We start from the raw sequence: 20,612 nt of genomic DNA on the forward strand, positions 1-20,612 counted from the left end.
TAATTGGTATTTTCTCTCTTCTGCAATCATAGAATTCAAAGACTGCAAAAGAAGGAGAGATTTTTTTATGGATTTTAAACACGTTGGTATCATACTAGGAGCTTCTGCATTATCACTTGGACTTTTTTCAGCGAACGTAAGTGCAACTACAACTTTGAATGAACAACCACCTGTACAAATTCAAGCGGCATCAACAGAGAATGTTTTCACAAAAGAAGATTTGATAAAGAAGTTTCGTGCATTGTTTCCGAAGCAATTTGATTTCTTAACGAATGCTGATTTTCAAATGAACGGTGGTTATTATTATCCTGGTGAGGAGACGATGCGTTACGATCTATTCTTTACAAAAACCATTAGTGGAAAACAATTGTATGGAAATGTTTCGTTTGTAGGTAAGGATTTACAAATAGAGAATTTTTCTTATCAGCCGGCAACTGTAACAGAAGCGCTTTTTCCAGCTAAAGTTTCCAAAGATGAAGCACAGAAAATTGCTGGAGATTTTATGAAAAAATATCTAGAGGGAGGGGAATACCAATTAGAAACGGATTCTTATGGATATTACCCAACTCAACTACTAACGGAACCTATCCGATACTCATTTTCCTATACCCGCTTGAAAAACAAAGTTTCCATCAATGACCAACGAATAGAAGTTTCTGTTTTAGGAAACGGTGAGATAGTTGGCTTCTATAGAAATCTGAATGCTAACAAAGCTTCCACCTTTGATGACACGAAACAAGTAAAAGCGAAAGATGCCATATTAAAAAAGGTAAAAGAAAATCTATATTTGGAAAAGCAATATCAAATAGAAACAGATTACCAAACTGGTGAACGCCACGTTCGACTCGTTTATCAGCCGATACCAAGCTTACTTGGCGTTCATGCTTCATCTGGAAAATACCTAACTTTAAACGGATACTCAGCAGATTTTCCTAAGAAATCCACCATATCTATGCTCGCTTCAAAACCTCTCCCTACAAAGAACGAGGGAGGGATAACTATTGAAGAGGCTAAGAAAATAGCAGAACAATTACTGAAAATCGATTTGAAAGATGTTAAATCAAACATTGAGTCTATTAGAGAAACAAAAAATTATAATGGGCAGGAAGTTTATAGTATTCAATATATGTACAGTTTTCCAAATGGTGGTTCAGGAGCAAATCTAGAAATAAATAAACAAACAGGCGAAGTTACCCAGTACTATAATGTGAAGAGCGAAATTTTAGAGCAACTAGGAGAGAAACCAAGCGAAGCGAAACCTCTGTCAGAAAAACAGGCTCTAGAAAAAGCAATTGAACATATTAAAAAATGGGTTCCATCCTACCTTCATAACTATGCAAAACCTATGGAGGTCGCGTATTTGGATGAAATGCAAGGAAGCTATATGTTTAACTTCCCGAGAGTTGTAAACGGAGTAATTGTTTCGGGTGACTCTATAAACGTAGGAGTTGCAAAAGATGGCTCTTTAAATAATCTATATGTAAATTATCAAGAGGTGGAAAACTGGCCATCAGTAGATAAAGCTATATCAGAAAAACAAGCCAAGGAAATTTTAACGAAAGCTTTAAGCTTAAGGCTCAATTATATGAAGGCCAATCAAAAACAAGAAAATAACCATTATGACCTTGTCTACTCCCCTTTATTTAATGAGAGATCTTTTAGTACTTTAGATGCTTTAACAGGAGAGTGGCAATCACTAAATGGTGAAAATAATTCAACTGTTGTGACACATCCTTGGGCGGAGGAGGAGCTAAATTATTTTATAAATGCAAAAATCCTCGATGTAAAAGATCCAAAACAGTTTAATGGAGATGCAGCTATTTCCAAGGGAGAAGCTCTCCAAGTCCTTATGAAATCCCTTACGTATATGTATGGCGGCTACTATTATCCTGAACAGGAAAATAGGAACCAAACATTCGATAACATCGATCCTGACCATCCTTTATACCAATCCGTTGAGCGTGCTGTTGAAATGGGTGTGATAAAACCTGATACGAAGAGCTTTGCGATAGATACTGCAATTAGTAAAGAACAGCTAGCGGTTTGGTATATTCGTGCATTAGGACTTGATCAGGCAGCCAAAAATTCTGCTATTTATAAGCTTTCATTTACAGATACAGATAAGGTACAAAAAGAATTATTAGGTTATGTTGCATTAGCTAACTCATTAGAATTATTAGAGGCGGATCAAGGTGCGTTTAATCCTAAAAAAGAAGTAACTTATGCAGAGCTAGCGGTTTCAACAATTCAACTTGCTCATAAAATTTCAGAAAAAGGAAGAGCTTTCCCTTATTAATAAATAAGCACTCAAATATTTTTCAAACATATAAATTTACGTTGCTTTTTTGAACCTTTGATGATATTATCGGATTATAAATACACATATTGGTCACATGTTACTGAATTTTCAGGCATGGTGGTAAAATGAGAGAGAATATTATTATTCTTTTCCTTTGCCCCATGCCTTTTTATGTTCTTATCGGTTTCATGAATCAATATATTTTAATAAGACGATTTTACAACTAGAAAAAACATCTACACAAAGGAGTTTTACTAATGTTTTCTAAATTTATGAAAAAAAACAAAGTACAAGTATTCTCACCATTAAATGGTCAAGTGATTGCCTTAGAACAGGTTCCAGATCCAGTATTTAGCCAAAAGATGATGGGTGAGGGAGTAGCTATTATGCCAACAGGAGGAGATGTAGTCTCGCCAATCGATGGTACAGTTGTGTTAATCTCCAAAACAAAACATGCTATAGGTATTCGTACAAAAGATGATACTGAGGTGCTAATTCATGTTGGATTGGAAACGGTTACATTAAAGGGTGAAGGATTTTCTGTATTTGTAAACGAAGGCGACGTGGTTTCTATCGGGCAAAAACTTTTGGCAGTGGATTGGGATCTTATAAAAGATAAAGTTCCAAGCATTATTACTCCAATAGTAATTACCAATAGTGCAGAGAGATCTGTAGAATATGCTGAAGCGACAGCTAGTGTTGCAGGTGAAACGTTAGTAATGACTGTTTCTTCGAAGCAAGTGTGAAAGGGGAAGTATGTGAAAGGAGCTGACTTTCCATTAAGATCACAAAGATACTTAATAATAACGCGGTGATTGTTTTACAAGATGGACGCGAGAAAATAGCAATTGGCTCGGGCATAGCTTTTCAAAAGAAACGAAATGACATTATCATTAGTTCTAAGATTGAAAAGATTTTTGTCATGCAAGAAAATGACAAGCTGGTGCAGCTATTAAGTCGAATTCCAGAAGAGCATTTTACTATCTCGGAAGAAATAATTACCTACGCGGAAGCGTATTTAAATACAAGACTAAATGAGCATATTCATATAGCTTTGACAGACCATATCTCTTTTGCTATTGAACGAGCTAAGGATGGCATTAATCTAAATAATAGGCTGCTCCATGAGATTCGCGTTCTCTATAGAGCAGAGTTTGAAATCGGCCTTTGGGCAATACAGCATATAAAAAATTCGTGTCAGGTAGAAATGCCTGTTGATGAAGCGGCTTACATAGCGCTTCACATACATACGATGAAAATTCAAGGGGGGGATTTACATCAGACAATAAGACAAACGAATTTAATAAAAGGTATGGTTTTATCGATTAAACGATACTTGAACATCGAGATTGAGGAGAATGATATTTCTTATCATCGTTTAATAACCCATTTGCGTTTTGCATTAACAAGGTTAAATCAGTCTGAGCTTCATATGATGGATGAAGAGATGCTAGTAATGATTCAAAAGAAATTCCCGGTTGGCTATAGTTGTGCAACTCAAATAGCAAAAGAACTAAAGGATGAACATGCTATTGAATTTCCCGAAGAAGAGTTAGGCTATATTGCACTGCATATTGAACGTTTAAGAAAGCAAGTTTAGTAATTCGGCATTATTTTATATTATTATATTTTATTTATGAACAGTAAAAAGGGGGATAAAAGATTATGATGAAATATTTACAAAGGCTGGGACGTTCTTTAATGCTTCCAGTAGCTGTATTACCTGCAGCTGCTATATTAATGGGTATTGGATACTGGATTGACCCTGAAGGTTGGGGATCTGGAAATGTCTTGGCTGCCTTTTTGATAAAAGCTGGGGGCTCAATCCTCGACAATATTCCTATTCTATTTGCAGTAGGAGTAGCTATAGGGATGTCCAAGGCGAAGGATGGAGCAGCTGCATTAAGTGGATTAGTTGCTTTCCTAGTTGTCACAACGATGCTTTCAAGTGGAACAGTTTCATTATTACAAGGAATCGATGTGGAGAACGTTGATCCTGCATTCGGAAAGATTAATAACGCATTTATAGGTATTCTCTCTGGAGTTGTCGCTGCAGTGATGTATAATCGCTTCAGTCACGTAAAATTACCTGATTTCTTAGCATTCTTCAGTGGAAAACGTTTAGTTCCTATCATGTCAGCTGTTGCAATGTTAATTGCTTCTGCAGCACTATTTTATATTTGGCCAATCGTTTTTGGTGGGTTAGTTAACTTTGGTGAAGCAATTAGTAATCTAGGAGCAGTAGGTGCTGGGCTTTATGGATTCTTTAACAGACTATTAATACCTACAGGGTTGCATCATGCACTAAACTCAGTATTTTGGTTTGATACTATTGGTATTAATGATATCGGTAAGTTCTGGGCAAGTGAAGGTGTTAAGGGAGTAACTGGTATGTACCAGGCTGGATTCTTCCCGATTATGATGTTCGGTTTACCGGCAGCAGCTCTTGCTATGTATCATACAGCTAAAACGAAAAGAAAAAAACAAGCAGCTTCTCTAATGCTTGCAGCTGGTTTTGCAGCGTTCTTTACAGGTGTAACTGAGCCTCTTGAATTTGCTTTTATGTTTTTAGCTCCAGCTCTTTATGTTGTTCATGCAGCATTAACAGGTTTATCTTTATTCATCGCGGCATCCTTTAACTGGACAGCAGGTTTTGCGTTTAGTGCAGGATTTGTCGATTACTTTTTAAGTCTTCGTATTCCTATAGCAAATCAACCACTTATGCTAGTGCTTCAAGGATTAGTATTTGCAGTTATCTATTATTTCTTATTCCGTTTCTTAATCGTGAAGTTTAACTTAAAAACTCCTGGTAGAGAAGATGATACAGATGAGACGGATGATACTGTAGAAGTTTCAACTGATGATAAGTTTTCAAATATGGCAGCTAGAATTTATGATGGTCTAGGTGGAGATGCGAATGTTGCTTCTGTAGATCACTGTACAACCCGTTTACGCGTAGAAGTATTAGACATGGATAAGGTCGATCAAAAGAAAATTAAAGATACTGGTGTTCCAGGTATTAATGTAGTGGGACCGAAAAGTATTCAAGTTATTGTAGGAACAAGCGTACAATTTGTTGCAGATGAAATTGAGAAGATTCGTAAATAGTCAATAATAGAAAAAGCCGTTTAATATGGGATTCCACATTAAACGGCTTTTATTTATATTTATAGTTTATATTAATATATACTGTAAATAAGTAAACTACAGAGGGGTGTAGCAAATGAACAAAAGTATACTCATATCGAATGTAATTATTGTGAATCATGACCAAGAGAGTATGGGAAATATATTTATTCGAAACGGTAAGATTGAAAAAATGGGACAAGCTCTACAAGTAGAGGCTGATGTCTATATAGACGGCACTTCAAAGAACTGGATAGTTATGCCAGGGTTTATCGATATGCATATTCATGGATCAGCTGGTTTTGACATGATGGATGCAACGGAAGAAGCCCTTAGAGGAATGTCACGTTCATTAGTAAAAGAAGGAACTACTGGCTATTTGCCGACGACAATCACTCAGGCAGTGGATGCTATTGAAGCAGCACTCCAAAATGTAAAAGACTTTGTAAATAATGAAGATGAAGCAGAGGTTCTAGGCGTTCATGTAGAAGGTCCATATATATCTACTAAATGGGCTGGGGCACAGCCAGTCGAGCATATTACCGAGCCATCTATTGAACAGTTTTTTAAGTGGCAGAAGCTAAGTGGTAATCGTATTAAACAAGTTACAGTTGCTCCTGAAATAGCGGGTGGTTTTGAATTTGTACAAGCAATGAGTAAAGAAAATATTGTAGTTTCAATAGGTCATTCAGATGCCGATTCAGAAGAAGTAGAAAAAGCAGTCCAACTAGGAGCTAGACAGGCTACACATTTATATAACCAAATGCGTCCGTTCCATCATCGTGAACCAGGTATAGTCGGGTCTGTTTTAATGGAAGACCGTATGCAAGTGGAAATTATCGTCGATTATATACATAGTCATACGAAGGCAGTAAATTTTGCATATCGTTTGAAAGGTGCAGAAGGAATTATTTTAATAACAGATGCGATGCGTGCCAAAGGATTAGAGTACGGGGAGTATGACCTTGGTGGACAAACTGTTCATGTTACAGAAAAAGGTGCTCATCTTTCTAGTGGCGCATTAGCGGGGAGTATACTGACAATGGATCAGGCCGTTCGTAATATGAAACAGTCGACGGGTTGTTCATTGAAGGAACTCGTTACGATGTCTTCTACAAATGCAGCGAAGCAATTGAATTTATCTCATAAAGGATATATTGGAGAGGGCTTTGATGCAGATTTGGTTATATTGGATATGGAATTGAATGTACAAAAAACGATCTGCCGAGGAAATATTGTATTTGAAAATTAAAAGAAAATGGAGGTGATCAAATGCAGTCCTATTGGAAAGAAATAAGCATTCTACTGGAGCAGGTTGCTGAACAAGAAATTAAGAATATAGAGAATGCTTCTAAATTAATCGCAGATCGTATTAAAAAGGGTGGAATAATACAATTGTTTGGATGTGGACATTCTCACCTTTTGGCACAGGAAGCATATTACCGTGCGGGTGGGTTAGTGCCAGTTGCTCCTATTACGTTAGAGCCTTTAATGCTTCATAAAGGAGCATTGACTTCTTCGCAGAACGAGAAAAATCCTGCATTCATCGAGCAAAATAAGGATCAAATTAGCTTTGAACCGAATGACATTCTAGTCGTTATTTCTACATCTGGTCGTAATCCAGCACCAATAGATATGGCTTTCTTGGGAAAGGAAGCTGGAATCTTGGTCATTTCACTTCAGTCATTATTGTACAGGGACCAGGAAGGGCGTCATGCGAGTGGAAAACGACTTGAGGAAGTTGTGGATATTGTTTTAAATACACATGTCCCTGTTGGTGATGGTCTATTAAGTAATAAGGGACTACAATATGGACCGGCATCTACAGTTGTTGGTGCTGCACTTCTCAATGCACTCATAAGCCAAGTAATCGTGGAGATAAGTAAGGGCGCTGAAGAATTGCCTGTTTTTAAAAGCGCAAATCTATCAGATAGCCATCTTCATAATGAAGCTATGATGGAGAAATATAAGAATCGAATTGATTTTAATTAGAGTCATTATTGTGAGAGGGGCTTCTCCATTTGCATCAAATGACCAAATTGAATATAATGATAATTTCATTAACTAATAATCTATTTAAGTGAAGCGTGTTAGTAATTAGCAAATGATTGCAATTTAGGAAAAAAGGTGGGTTTAATAATGACATTAAATTTAGAAGTATGGGAAGATAAGGATGCTTTATATAGTCGTGCACAAGAAATCTTTTCAACAGAATTAGAGAATGGTGCAAGTACATTTGGATTGGCAACAGGCGGGACTATGATACCGCTATATGAAAAACTACGAAATAGTTCGTTGGATTTTTCTCATTGTAAGAGTGTGAATTTAGACGAGTATGTGGGAATTCCACAAGGGCATCCCGAAAGTTATTATACGTTTATGCAACAGCAACTCTTTGAAGCAAAACCATTTAAAGATACATATATTCCAAATGGAGTAGCAGAAGATGTACATGCCGAAGCGTTAAAATATGAAAACTTGTTGAAATCACTAACCGTCGATATGCAATTGTTAGGAGTTGGCGTGAACGGACATATAGGATTCAATGAACCAGGTACGTCCTTCCAAAGTGAAACAGATGTGGTCGAATTAACAGTTTCTACAAGATCTGCAAATGCAAGATTTTTTGATACGATGGATGAGGTTCCCAAGCAAGCCATTACGATGGGGATTGCTTCTATAATGAGAGCAAAATGCATTCTTTTAATAGCGGTTGGAGAAGAAAAAAGAGCTGCCATTGAAGCATTGTTAAAAGGAGATGTAACGGAGGATATTCCAGTTACCAGACTTTGCAATCATCCAAATGTTATCGTGTTAACCGATTTGACGATCTAATAAGAAAAAGAAAATAGCTTACTTATATAAAAGCGTCCGAAGAGTATCTTTTCGGATGTTTTTTTGTGCATATAGAGATAATGTAGGGATATTTTTGATCCTCCCCATAATCACATTCAATGAACAGAAAGCAGGATTTCTCAGATAATTGCAGAAGTAGGTAAAGGAAGTTTTATTTGCGAGTGGGTGAGGTTTATGAAGGAGAGGATAAATTATGGAACGAAGTACTTCATTAGATTATGCAAAAAAGTTAGATGAGCAAGATGTTTTGAGGATGTATCGAGATGAATTTTATGTGAAACCAGATGTCATTTATATGGATGGAAATTCCCTCGGATTACTATCCAAGCGAGCGGAAAGGTCGGTATTGAAGCTACTAGATTCATGGAAGCGTTATGGAATAGACGGATGGACACAAGGGGAGCATCCATGGTTTTATTTTGCAGAAACTTTAAGTGAGATGAGTGCTCCTCTGGTGGGTGCATTAAAGGATGAAATTATCATAACAGGCTCTACAACGGCAAACTTACATCAATTAGTTGCTAGTTTTTATCGACCAGATGGAATGCGCACGAAAATAGTAGCGGATGAACTAAACTTTCCATCCGATTTATATGCAATTAGTAGTCAGCTAGCATTGCATGGTTTCGATGCGGAAGAACATATGAAACTGGTGAAAAGTCATGACGGCTTTACATTACTGGAAGAAGATATAATAACCGCGATGACGGATGATGTGGCTTTAATAGTACTGCCTAGTGTGTTATATCGAAGCGGTCAGGTATTAGACATTGGGAAACTCACTGAGGCGGCGCATGAGCGAAATGTTTTGATTGGCTTTGATTTATGTCATTCGATTGGTTCTGTACCACATGAGCTGGATAAGTGGAATGTGGACTTCGCATTTTGGTGCAACTACAAGCATGTGAATGGTGGTCCTGGAGCAACGGGGGGTATATATATAAACCGTAAGCATTTTGGGGAAAAGCCTGGACTTGCAGGGTGGTTCGGCTCAGATAAGGAGAAGCAGTTTGATTTGTCGACTCAAATGATTCCCGCAGCAAATGCGGGTGCCTATCAAATTGGGACTCCGCATATATTAAGTAGTGCGCCGCTATATGGATCGCTAGAAATGTTCGCGGAGGTTGGAATCGATGCTATTCGGGAAAAGTCGCTAAAGCTGACTGATTATATGATGATGTTAATCGATGTGGAGTTAGGTGAATATAGTTTTGTAATTGCCAATCCACGTGAATCGGAAAAGCGAGGTGGTCATATCTTTTTAGTACATGATGAGGCGGCTCGTATATGCAAAGCGTTAAAAGAACATCAAGTTATTCCCGATTTTCGTTCACCAAATGGCATTCGTCTGGCACCGGTTGCATTGTATAACTCGTTTGAGGATGTGTGGAAGACTGTGCAGATTTTAAAGATGATTATGGAGGAAAATCTTTATAAAAAGTATGAAAACAAACGTGATGTAATTGCTTGAAAAGGAGAGGTAGCGTGTCGAAAGAGAGCGGAATTCATACAGACTTTAGTGAGGATATGACATATGGAGAATACCTTAATTTAGATAATTTATTATCCAGTCAAAAAAGGTTATCAGGACATCATGATGAAATGCTATTCATAATTATCCATCAGGTTAGTGAACTTTGGATGAAGCTTATACTACATGAATTGACTAGTGCAATTCAAGCAATTCAAGCGAATAAAATGCAAGCAGCCTTTAAAATGCTTGCACGAGTTACGAAAATTCAAACACAAATTATTCAGGCTTGGGATGTTCTTTCAACATTAACTCCTGCCGAGTATTTAGAATTTCGAGATAAGCTTGGTAAGGCGTCTGGCTTTCAATCCTTTCAATACCGACAAATCGAATTCGCACTTGGCTATAAGACAAAGCATATACTCAAGATTTATGAACAGGAGAAAGAATTGTATGAGGACTTAAAAGTTGCTTTTCATGCACCTAGTATTTATGATGTTTCGATTCAAGCTTTGGCGAAAGCTGGGTTTTCGATAAATCCGGATTTATTGAATCGAGATTATTCTATTACGTATGTTGGGGATGAATCGGTGGCAAGTGCGTGGAAGGAAGTTTACCAAAATGTCGATCAACACTGGAATTTGTATCAACTAGCAGAAAAGCTAGTAGATGTGGAGGATTGGCTCCAGCAGTGGCGCTTCCGTCATATGAAAACAGTAGAAAGAATAATAGGATTTAAACAGGGCACTGGAGGATCATCTGGTGTGAATTATTTACGACATGTATTAGACCATCGTTTCTTTCCAGAGCTTTGGGAATTACGTACAAATTTATAGGAGGAATGAATATGAAAAATGAATGGATTGATATTACACAAACTATCTCGACTAGAATAGCGACATGGCCAGGGGATACTCTGTTTGAATTTGAACTAACCGCTACAAAAGAAGAGGGTGGTGCTGCAAATGTCGGGACAATAAAAGCAAGTTTGCATACTGGAACTCATGCAGACGCACCATTTCATTATGCCAGTGAAGGGAAAACATTAGATAAGCTTGATGTGAATATGTATATTGGACATGCAAAAGTGGTGAGTGTTGTTGGGGCTTCCGAAATTGGCAGGGAAGAATTAGAAGGATTTGACCTAAGAGGTGTGGAGCGTTTGCTTTTAAAAACGGTGAATACTGCTTCTCCCGAAAAGTTTCCTACACAGATAAATATATTGAAAGAAAATATCGGACCTTTTTTAAAGGAGAATGGTATTTTTCTAATTGGAACGGACCAACCATCAGTTGATAGTATAGAAAGTAAGGAACTATTAGCACATCATTCACTGTTTAAAAATGATGTGCATATTATAGAAAATCTCTTGCTAGAAAATGTGGAACCTGGTGATTATGATTTAATAGCTTTACCTCTGAAAATTGAAGGGGCAGATGGGAGTCCCATACGAGCAGTGCTGAGAAAAATTTAATAACAAGGATAGATAGCACTTTAATATGCTAGTCTATCCTTTTCTATTTTAAAAGGAGGAGTTAGAATGAAAAGGTTTTTATTTATTTTCTGTTCCACAGTAGTTATTGGAATTATCTTTTATATTGGAATGGAATATCAAGTGAGATTAAGAGAAAAATCAGCAATCGTATTTGATATGAAACCTTATTATATATTTATAAGTATTTACCCCGTTTTTATAGGGTTATTATTACGATTACCTAAATTGATAATAGAAATAAGAGACAAAAAGAAATGGTCCTTTGATTGGATGAAGATCATAGTAATTGGAATTCCGTCTTTCTATATAGCAACAATTCCACTTCTTATTATTTCTTTCGGAACAAATTTATTATTTTCAAAATCATTTCTCATGTTAGGGGATACAATATTCACGTCTATAGCTGGGGTAATATTTGGCTACGTTCTGTTAGATAGCTTAAAAAGTAACACCTCCTCTACGGAAAGTGTGAGTTAGTATAATGCAAGTTGTTGACTGATATAAAGCTATACAATATGAAGTAAGAAAATTGGATTTTGATTTCTTCATTGCCTCTTAAGAAAAGGACCTTATAAAAGGTCCTTTCAGACTGTATACAACTCAATTTTTGGTGCATAGAGTTGTATACTAAAATCGGCAAGGACCACCACTTCGCTTTCCGTGGGCTTGGCTTTTGCCTCCTCGTCACTGCGTTCCTGCGGGTCTTCTGCTCAAGCTGTTCCCACAGGATTCTTCGTGGTGGTCCTTGCCTTATAAACAACTCCTTAAAGGTTTCCACTATATATACTTTTATTTAGATAAAGCAACCTCTTTAAAGATATTTATTATTACTCATAGCAGTTTATAAAAATACTTTTGTCGTCAAGCTGAAAGGACCTTATAAAAGGTCCTTTTTTAGTCCTCTGCGTACCTACTTCAATTTAGTGCTAACTTCTCTATTTCTTCACAATTCCTTTTAACAGTGAGGTAAATCATATCCGATATTTTAAAAAACACTTATACTAGTTGTATGAATTGAAATAAGGAGTGGTTACGTTGAAAAAAATAGTGGTTATTGGTGGGGGAATTACAGGGCTTTCTACAATGCATTATTTGCAAAAACTTAAAAACGAAAAGTCTTTAGATATAGAGTTAGTATTAGTTGAAGCGAATGAGTATTTAGGTGGTAAGATTCATACCGTGAAGCAGAACGACTTCATAATTGAGGTTGGTGCGGATTCAATCGTTGCAAGAAACGAAGCCATCTCAGAGTTGATTGAAGAGCTTAAGCTTGAAGATGAAAAAGTGTATAACTCTACGGGCATTTCATACATTTACACAAACAATGAATTACATGCGATTCCCGCAGACACTGTATTCGGTATTCCCACAAGCATCGAGTCGTTAAATAGCAGTACGTTAGTATCAGAAGCGGGGAAAAAAGAAGCATTAAAGGATTTGGAATTGCGAAATGAAACCTTTACGAAAGAAAGCTCCGTGGGGTCATTTTTAGAATATTTCTTAGGGAAAGAATTAGTTGAAAAACAAATTGTACCTGTGTTATCTGGTGTGTATTCTGGCGATTTAAATAAGCTAACTATCGCTACAACACTGCCTTATTTGATTGATTATAAAAATAAATACGGAAGTATTATTAAAGGTTTTGAAGAAAATAAAGCCAAATTCCTTGCAGCAGCAAATAAGAAGTTTATCTCTTTCCGACATGGGCTTTCTACACTTATCGATCGTTTAGAGGAAGTGCTGAGTGAAACAACGATTATTAAAGGTGTGGCAACGAAGAAAGTGGAAAAGAAGGATAACCGCTATCTGGTTTTATTGGCTAATGGAGAAACGATTGAAGCAGATAGTGTAGTGCTCGCTACTCCTCATCATGTAGCTCAGGTAATTCTTCAGGACGAAGAGTTAGATACTGATTTCAACAGCCTTAAAAATTCATCTCTTATTAGCGTATATCTTGGTTTTGATATACCTGACGAGCAACTCCCTGCAGAGGGTACTGGTTTTATCGTATCCGAAAATAGTGATGTGAAATGTAATGCATGCACGTGGACAAGCCGCAAATGGACACATACATCAAAGGACAATCAATTACTTGTTCGAATGTTCTATAAGAGCTCAAGTCCAGTCTTCGAGAGCATGAAGGATATGACGGAGGATGAGCTAGTAAAAGTTGCGCTCCAAGACATTGAAATGAGCTTGAAATTAACGGGCAAGCCTGAGGTGATTGAAGTAACAAAATGGAACGACCAAATGCCAAACTATCATTTAGCACACGGTGAGGCGATTCAGTCATTAACAGCTAAAATGACTGACGCAATGCCAAACGTAGTGCTGGCTGGCTGTTCTTATTATGGGGTTGGAATTGTCGCTTGTATTAAGAACGGTAAAGAAACTGCGGAAAATATTATAAATTCAATAGTTGAGTAAGTTTTTGGACCAAAATTCAATTTTGGTCCTTTTTTATGGGGAAAGTGGAATAGTTGCATATTTGGTGAAATTTACAATTTCTTTTGTTGTGCTACGATGCAGATGGAGGTGATTGTATGCTTAAAAATATGGATTCTTGCGAATATAATTTAATTGGTTTACAAGTGTTAGGGGAACGATGAAATGATACACATGCACAAAAGGAAATAATTATTGCAAAAGCAAAGGGGGCAAAAGCTGGTTTGCAAGGAGAACGAAGAATAAGTGAGGTGTTTGCAAAATATACATTTCCTTTTGAGTACTTATTCGTTGAAAATGTAGGGTTGAATTCAAACGGTAAATTTCAAATGGATGCAATCTTTCTTACTCCCTTTTTTTTAGTAATTCTTGAAAGTAAAAATATAAGTGGTAAGTTATTTTTCAAACAAAACCCTGCATTGTTAGAGCGTGAAACAAATGATGGGAAAATAGATGTATTTGAAAGCCCAGAAATTCAATTATCCCGGAATATTTATTTACTGGAAGAATGGCTAGGAGATCAAGCATTGACTATCCCCATACACGGAGTGATCGTTCTTAGCAATCCGAAAGTAAGAGTGATTGAACCCCCGAAAAAACATAGTGCTATTCTTCCACAAACCATTCCTGTCTATTTGCGCAATCTTCCTCGTGAAAATGTATATTTTAATTCGAATGAGATGCAAAAATTTAGTGAAAAAATAAAAGTCGACCAACAAACCTATATTCCCTTTCCAATGTGTGCACGCTGGGGAATTAAACCTGAAGACCTGAAAAGCGGAGTCCGCTGTGAAAACTGTAATTTTCATGGAATGGTAAAAAGAAAAAGTGGTTGGACTTGCGCTCGCTGTGGTCATTTCGATAAATTCGCACATGAAAAAGCTATTAGGGATTGGTTTATGCTGATTAGTGATACTATTACGAATAAACAATGCAGAACATTTCTTCATCTAGAGTCAAATTATATTGCGCACAGAATCCTGCATTCAATGAATCTAACCAAGATTGGAACATCCAGGAACACCAAGTATAAATGGATATGGTAAAGCAACTGTGCATATACTGAGAAAGATAGAAAAAGAGTGAATCGCTAGAATGTAGAGAAGAATCACTAGAATGTAGCAAAGAATCGCTAGAATGTGGCGAAGAATCGCTAGAATGTAGAGAAGAATCACTAGAATGTAGCGAAGAATCACTAGAATCCAGAACAGAATCACTAGAATATACAGGAAAATCACTTGAATGCGATAAACATAAGTCAAAAAGTATAGAAAATTCAAAACATGTCTTGACGCTTTAGTTGAATAAAGGTACGATATGTCTAATTAGAAAATTGAATAAATGAAATTCTTATCAAGAGAAGCTAAGGGACTGGCCCTATGATGCTTCAGCAACCAGCCAATTAATTGGTCAGGTGCTAAATCCAGCAGACTTTGCAAAGTCTGAAAGATGAGAAGGTGGTATCTTGCATACTCGTAAAGCCTTCTTTTCATGGAAGGCTTTTTTATATGGAGAGGATGGATACAATATGGGTTTATTAGAGGGGTTACAGACATCTATACTGACAGCGGATGGGGCAATGGGTACGTTACTTTATTCGTATGGAATCGATTATTGCAATGAGGAATTGAATATTCAAAAGCCGGAAATTATTGAGAAGATACATCAGGATTATATTGCAGCTGGAGCAGATATTATTCAAACGAATACGTATGGAGCGAATGCCATCAAGCTTGCTCGCTATGGCTTAGAAAACCAAGTGAAAGAAATAAATGAAGCGGCTATCCAAATTGCTAAAAGAGCTGCTGCACCGGGCAACCAATTTGTCCTCGGTACGATTGGGGGCATTCGAGGAATTCGGAAAAGTGATGCCTCGCTTCAGGAGATTATCCAATCACTCGATCAGCAGGCAATCCAGCTGTTAGCAGGAGATCCAGATGGATTATTACTCGAAACGTATTATGACTTGGAAGAATTAAAGACTACTATAACGCATCTTCGCTCACATACAGATATTCCAATCATTGCCCAAGTATCCATGCATGAGCCCGGTATTTTGCAAAATGGTTTACCACTTAATGATGCTCTGCTTCAGCTTGAAGCAATTGGGGCGAACATAGTTGGAGTCAACTGTCGACTAGGTCCCCATCATACGATTCAAGCATTAGAAGGAGTAAAGCTTCCGGAAAAAGCGTTCCTATCTGCTTATCCGAATGCGAGTCTGCTTGATATAGATGAAGGACGGATTGTCTATGAGTCCGATGCTGAATATTTTGGTAAAGCTGCGTTATACCTGAGGGATGCAGGAGTCCGACTAATAGGGGGCTGCTGCGGGACGACGCCAAAGCATATAGAAGCAGTAAAAAAACATATTGGGCATTTAGCACCAATTACGAGTAAAGTTGTAGAGTTGAAAAAGCCAATTATTATTCAAGACGCCAAACCGACTAACACACAGCCCCTTCATGAAAAAGTTAAAACCGAACGGACGATTATTGTGGAATTAGATACTCCTCGTCACCTAGATACAGCTACTTTCATGGAAGGTGCGGAACAGCTATATGCCGCTGGAATTGATGCAGTGACGATGGCGGACAATTCATTGGCCTCCCCACGTATTAGCAATATGGCAATGGGTTCTATGTTAAAGTATGAAAAAAAAATTCGTCCCCTCGCTCATATTACATGCCGTGACCGTAACTTAATCGGTCTTCAATCTCATTTGATGGGGCTGGATGCGCTAGGCATTCATGATATTCTTGCGGTAACTGGGGACCCAACGAAAATTGGGGATTTCCCTGGAGCAACAAGTGTTTATGATGTTTCGAGCTTAGAGTTGCTGCAGCTAATCAAACAATTAAACGAAGGTATTTCTTTCTCTGGAAAATCACTTCGTAAAAAAGCTAATTTCTCAGTAGCAGCTGCGTTTAACCCAAATGTTCGTGTGCTTGAGCGTGCAGTGAAGCGACTTGAGAAGAAAATCGAATGTGGGGCTGATTATTTCATCACGCAGCCTGTATATTCAAAAGAAAAAATGCATGAAATATATGAAGCAACGAAGCATTTATCGACGCCTATTTTCATCGGCATTATGCCATTGACCAATAGTCGTAATTCTGAGTTCCTCCACAATGAAGTGCCTGGCATTAAATTGTCCGAAGAAGTGCTGGAACGGATGCGTTTATGTGGAGAAGATAGAGAGCGTGCTACTGCAGAAGGTATTCAAATATCGAAGGAATTAATCGATACAGCAGCAGAACTATTTAACGGCATTTATATTATTACACCATTTTTCCGATATGATATGTCCCTCGAGTTAATTCATTATATTCAAGAAATTGATCGTAAGAAAGAGAGAGAATTCAGCTATGTCCAAACATCTAATTGAGCAGCAACTCCAAAAGAGAATACTAATTATCGATGGTGCGATGGGAACGATGATACAAAATGCAGATCTTAGTCCAGAAGACTTTGGAGGCGAAGATTACGACGGCTGTAATGAGTATTTAAATGTCTTCAAGCCAAGTGTAATTGAACAAGTCCATCGTGAATATTTAGAGGCTGGCGCTGATATTATTTGTACGAATACATTTGGTGGGACGCCAGTCGTGTTAAATGAATATGATCTTGGTGATCAAGCCCATGATATCAACTTTCGTGCAGCCGAGCTTGCTAAAAACTGTGCAGAGGAATTTTCTACATCTGATTGGCCTCGGTTTGTAGCGGGGGCAATTGGACCGACGACAAAAACATTGTCAGTCACTGGTGGAATCACATTTGATGAACTTACGCACGATTTTTATGCACAAGCAAAGGCTTTAATAGAAGGCGGCGTAGATGTTATCCTTTTGGAAACAAGCCAGGATATGCTGAATGTAAAAGCCGCAACAATCGGTATAAAACAGGCATTTGAGGAATTGAAAAAAGATCTTCCAATTATGATTTCAGGAACCATCGAACCAATGGGGACGACACTTGCAGGCCAAAGTATTGAAGCATTTTATATTTCGATTGAACATATAAAACCACTTTCTGTTGGCTTGAATTGTGCGACAGGACCTGAATTTATGACGGATCACATCCGCACATTATCTGAGCTATCGGACGGCTATGTTAGCTGTTATCCAAATGCCGGCTTACCAGATGAAGAAGGGCATTACCATGAATCTCCAGAATCGCTCTCCAAAAAGCTCCGTGGCTTTGCTGAAAAAGGTTGGTTGAATGTTGTTGGTGGATGCTGTGGAACGACCCCTGCTCATATTCGAGCAGTCCGAGAAGCAGTACAAGACCTTGCTCCACGAAAACCGGCAGAGTCGGGTCGACAAGGGCATGTAGTATCCGGAATAGAACCCCTTCAATACGATGAATCGATGCGTCCGTTATTCATAGGGGAGCGTACAAATGTAATAGGATCTCGAAAGTTTAAACGTTTAATCATAGATGAAAAGTTTGAAGAAGCATCTGAAATTGCGCGAGCACAGGTTAAAGGTGGGGCTCATGTAATTGATATTTGCCTAGCGAATCCTGACCGTGATGAGCTAGAGGACATGACTAACTTCATGAAAGAAGTAGTAAAAAAAGTTAAAGTTCCTCTTGTTATTGATTCGACCGATGAAAAGGTAATCGAAGCAGCACTTAAATATTCCCAAGGAAAAACAATTATCAATTCTATTAATTTAGAGGATGGTGAAGAGCGATTTGAAGCGGTAATGCCTCTAGTGAAAAAGTACGGTGCGGCAGTAGTAGTTGGAACAATCGATGAGATAGGTATGGCGGTTACAAGGCAGCGGAAGCTTGAAATCGCAGAGCGTTCATATGATTTATTAGTAAATAAATGGGGACTTGCGCCAGAGGATATAATTTTTGACCCACTTGTATTCCCGGTTGGAACAGGAGACCAACAATATATCGGATCGGCAGTAGAGACAATTGAAGGTATCCGGCTAATAAAAGAAAAATTACCACGAGCATTGACTGTTTTAGGTGTCAGTAATGTATCATTTGGTCTTCCGCCAGTTGGTCGTGAAGTATTGAATGCTGTCTATTTATACAACTGTACGCAGGCTGGTCTGGATTACGCAATTGTAAATACAGAAAAGCTTGAAAGGTATGCTTCTATTCCTAAACAGGAAATTGACATGGCAAATGAGCTATTATTTACAACGACTGATCAAACACTGGCTGATTTCACCGATTTTTACCGTGACAAAAAGAAAGAAAAGACGGAAGATGATATTCCGAAAACTGTACCAGAACGTCTTGCCTATTATGTTATTGAAGGAACGAAGGAAGGGCTTATCCCGGATCTAGAAGCTGCTCTTCAAATGTATGATGCACCACTAGATGTCATTAATGGTCCATTGATGAAGGGCATGGCCGAGGTAGGGAGACTGTTTAATGACAATCAGCTAATAGTTGCAGAGGTGCTTCAAAGTGCTGGTGTGATGAAAGCTTCTGTTGCATACTTGGAGCAGTTCATGGAGAAAAAAGAGGATGATTCAGGTAAAGGTAAAATTGTCCTTGCGACTGTTAAAGGCGATGTGCATGATATTGGAAAAAACCTAGTAGATATAATATTAAGTAACAATGGATATAAAGTAATCGATGTCGGCATTAAAGTAACTCCAGCCACTTTAATAGAAGTTATTCGGAAGGAAAAGCCCGATATGATTGGACTTTCGGGACTGCTTGTAAAATCAGCACAGCAAATGGTAATTACTGCGCAGGATTTTAAAGAAGCGGGTATTGATGTACCTATACTTGTAGGTGGAGCAGCGCTTTCTCGTCGTTTTACAGAAACAAAAATTTCTGCTGAATATGATGGTCCCGTTCTATACGCGAAAGATGCGATGCAGGGACTCGACCTAGCTAATCGTTTGCAAAATGAAGCGGATAAAGAGATTTTATTAGTAGAACTTGATGTTCAACAGGAAAAACGAAAAATTGCAGAAGCTAATCGCTCAGCCAAGCAGGCGGTTGCTGTTTTAGAAAAACCGGTTAAAACCGTACGTGAGGATGTTCAAGTATACGTACCAAAGGATGTTCGAAGACATATTTTAAAAGATTACTCGGTTTCCCATTTGCATCCATATGTGAATATGCGAACGCTAATAGGTCATCATTTAGGACTAAAGGGATATAGCGATAAATTATTAGCAGAAGGTGACGAGCGTGCAACCGGGTTACATGAATTAGTTACAGGATACTTACAATCGGATATTTTGAAGCCACAAGGGGTATATCAATTTTTCCCTGCGCAATCGGATGGAGATGATGTAATTATCTATGACCCAACCGACGCAAAAACAGAAATCGAGCGATTCACATTCCCACGCCAATCTGCCCTGCCATTTCTTTGTTTAGCAGATTATTTAAAGTCTGTGGACAGTGGGGAAATGGACTATGTTGCGTTGATGCTAGTAACTGCTGGACATGGAGTTCGTGCTGAATCGGCTAAACTAAAAGACCAAGGCAAATTTTTAGAAAGCCACGCACTGCAGGCGACTGCGCTAGAATTAGCTGAGGGATTTGCCGAACGTATTCATCAAGAAATTAGAGACCAATGGGGATTCCCAGATGCGACGGATTTCACAATGCGCGACCGTTTTGCTGCAAAATACCAAGGTCAACGCTTTTCATTCGGCTATCCAGCATGCCCGAATTTAGATGACCAAGCAAAACTGTTTGGTCTTATAAAACCTGAAGATATCGGAGTCCAGCTTACCGAAGAATTCATGATGGAACCAGAAGCCTCTGTGTCTGCAATCGTATTTGCGCACCCAGACGCAAGATATTTTGTCGTAGACTAAAATGAAACACTGCCATATCGGCAGTGTTTTTTTGATGAAATAAAATGGCGAATTGGTTGAATAATACTCAACATCGGTCAAATAGTTTAATCGGGTAGAATAATCGATTAG

15 protein-coding genes and 1 riboswitch are annotated in these 20,612 nt (G+C 38.0%); all 15 genes read left to right on the forward strand.

What is annotated here, in order from left to right; all coding sequences use genetic code 11:
* Positions 1-67 precede the first annotated feature (67 nt).
* The 15 genes from MKY37_RS14230 (at position 68) to metH (ending at position 20,501) form a co-directional block, all read left to right on the forward strand.
* Positions 68-2,296 (forward strand): PepSY1/2 domain-containing protein, encoded by a 2,229-nt coding sequence (locus MKY37_RS14230; protein ID WP_340778123.1) that lies wholly within the window; start codon positions 68-70, stop codon positions 2,294-2,296.
* 260 nt (positions 2,297-2,556) lie between these two features.
* Positions 2,557-3,045 carry a PTS sugar transporter subunit IIA gene (locus tag MKY37_RS14235; protein ID WP_340778125.1) on the forward strand — a complete coding sequence of 163 codons (489 nt, stop codon included), beginning with the start codon at positions 2,557-2,559 and terminating at the stop codon, positions 3,043-3,045.
* Between the two features lie 32 nt (positions 3,046-3,077).
* On the forward strand, positions 3,078-3,899 hold the full coding sequence (locus MKY37_RS14240; protein ID WP_340779939.1) for a PRD domain-containing protein: 822 nt from the start codon (positions 3,078-3,080) through the stop codon (positions 3,897-3,899).
* A gap of 65 nt (positions 3,900-3,964) precedes the next feature.
* Positions 3,965-5,407 (forward strand): N-acetylglucosamine-specific PTS transporter subunit IIBC, encoded by a 1,443-nt coding sequence (gene nagE / locus MKY37_RS14245; RefSeq protein WP_340778126.1) that lies wholly within the window; start codon positions 3,965-3,967, stop codon positions 5,405-5,407.
* 115 nt (positions 5,408-5,522) lie between these two features.
* On the forward strand, positions 5,523-6,677 hold the full coding sequence (nagA, locus tag MKY37_RS14250; RefSeq protein WP_340778128.1) for an N-acetylglucosamine-6-phosphate deacetylase: 1,155 nt from the start codon (positions 5,523-5,525) through the stop codon (positions 6,675-6,677).
* 20 nt (positions 6,678-6,697) lie between these two features.
* Positions 6,698-7,417, forward strand: a complete 720-nt coding sequence (locus tag MKY37_RS14255; protein ID WP_340778131.1) for an SIS domain-containing protein — start codon at positions 6,698-6,700, stop codon at positions 7,415-7,417.
* A gap of 147 nt (positions 7,418-7,564) precedes the next feature.
* Positions 7,565-8,260 carry a glucosamine-6-phosphate deaminase gene (locus MKY37_RS14260; protein WP_340778133.1) on the forward strand — a complete coding sequence of 232 codons (696 nt, stop codon included), beginning with the start codon at positions 7,565-7,567 and terminating at the stop codon, positions 8,258-8,260.
* A gap of 214 nt (positions 8,261-8,474) precedes the next feature.
* A complete protein-coding gene (gene kynU, locus MKY37_RS14265) occupies positions 8,475-9,752 on the forward strand; it encodes a kynureninase (protein WP_340778134.1) in 1,278 nt (425 codons plus the stop codon).
* Positions 9,749-10,588, forward strand: a complete 840-nt coding sequence (gene kynA, locus MKY37_RS14270; RefSeq protein ID WP_340778135.1) for a tryptophan 2,3-dioxygenase — start codon at positions 9,749-9,751, stop codon at positions 10,586-10,588. The genes kynU and kynA overlap by 4 nt, the downstream gene beginning before the upstream one ends.
* Before the next feature lie 11 nt (positions 10,589-10,599).
* Positions 10,600-11,226, forward strand: coding sequence for an arylformamidase (gene kynB, locus MKY37_RS14275; protein ID WP_340778136.1), 627 nt, complete (start codon positions 10,600-10,602; stop codon positions 11,224-11,226).
* A 66-nt stretch (positions 11,227-11,292) separates the two neighbouring features.
* On the forward strand, positions 11,293-11,724 hold the full coding sequence (locus MKY37_RS14280) for a hypothetical protein (protein ID WP_340778137.1): 432 nt from the start codon (positions 11,293-11,295) through the stop codon (positions 11,722-11,724).
* Positions 11,725-12,282: 558 nt separating this feature from the next.
* Positions 12,283-13,674, forward strand: a complete 1,392-nt coding sequence (locus tag MKY37_RS14285) for a protoporphyrinogen oxidase (RefSeq protein ID WP_340778139.1) — start codon at positions 12,283-12,285, stop codon at positions 13,672-13,674.
* 242 nt (positions 13,675-13,916) lie between these two features.
* Positions 13,917-14,738, forward strand: coding sequence for a nuclease-related domain-containing protein (locus tag MKY37_RS14290; protein WP_340778141.1), 822 nt, complete (start codon positions 13,917-13,919; stop codon positions 14,736-14,738).
* 301 nt (positions 14,739-15,039) lie between these two features.
* Positions 15,040-15,148, forward strand: a riboswitch (SAM riboswitch).
* A 72-nt stretch (positions 15,149-15,220) separates the two neighbouring features.
* The gene (locus MKY37_RS14295; protein WP_340779942.1) at positions 15,221-17,080 is read left to right on the forward strand and encodes a bifunctional homocysteine S-methyltransferase/methylenetetrahydrofolate reductase; all 1,860 of its coding nucleotides are present in this window, start codon (positions 15,221-15,223) and stop codon (positions 17,078-17,080) included.
* The gene (gene metH, locus MKY37_RS14300) at positions 17,061-20,501 is read left to right on the forward strand and encodes a methionine synthase (RefSeq protein ID WP_340778143.1); all 3,441 of its coding nucleotides are present in this window, start codon (positions 17,061-17,063) and stop codon (positions 20,499-20,501) included. The genes MKY37_RS14295 and metH overlap by 20 nt, the downstream gene beginning before the upstream one ends.
* Positions 20,502-20,612: the final 111 nt, after the last annotated feature.

It is taken from the genome of Psychrobacillus sp. FSL K6-2836 (assembly GCF_038003085.1).
In the GTDB taxonomy this organism is placed as follows: domain Bacteria; phylum Bacillota; class Bacilli; order Bacillales_A; family Planococcaceae; genus Psychrobacillus.

What these genes read in the sequence shown, in the direction of transcription:
- MKY37_RS14260 (WP_340778133.1), top strand. Translation starts at nt 7,565, where the DNA reads ATGACATTAAATTTAGAAGTATGGGAAGATAAGGATGCTTTATATAGT.
- MKY37_RS14295 (WP_340779942.1), top strand. Translation starts at nt 15,221, where the DNA reads ATGGGTTTATTAGAGGGGTTACAGACATCTATACTGACAGCGGATGGG.
- MKY37_RS14280 (WP_340778137.1), top strand. Translation starts at nt 11,293, where the DNA reads ATGAAAAGGTTTTTATTTATTTTCTGTTCCACAGTAGTTATTGGAATT.
- MKY37_RS14235 (WP_340778125.1), top strand. Translation starts at nt 2,557, where the DNA reads ATGTTTTCTAAATTTATGAAAAAAAACAAAGTACAAGTATTCTCACCA.
- nagA (WP_340778128.1), top strand. Translation starts at nt 5,523, where the DNA reads ATGAACAAAAGTATACTCATATCGAATGTAATTATTGTGAATCATGAC.
- kynU (WP_340778134.1), top strand. Translation starts at nt 8,475, where the DNA reads ATGGAACGAAGTACTTCATTAGATTATGCAAAAAAGTTAGATGAGCAA.
- metH (WP_340778143.1), top strand. Translation starts at nt 17,061, where the DNA reads ATGTCCAAACATCTAATTGAGCAGCAACTCCAAAAGAGAATACTAATT.
- MKY37_RS14230 (WP_340778123.1), top strand. Translation starts at nt 68, where the DNA reads ATGGATTTTAAACACGTTGGTATCATACTAGGAGCTTCTGCATTATCA.
- nagE (WP_340778126.1), top strand. Translation starts at nt 3,965, where the DNA reads ATGATGAAATATTTACAAAGGCTGGGACGTTCTTTAATGCTTCCAGTA.
- MKY37_RS14255 (WP_340778131.1), top strand. Translation starts at nt 6,698, where the DNA reads ATGCAGTCCTATTGGAAAGAAATAAGCATTCTACTGGAGCAGGTTGCT.
- kynB (WP_340778136.1), top strand. Translation starts at nt 10,600, where the DNA reads ATGAAAAATGAATGGATTGATATTACACAAACTATCTCGACTAGAATA.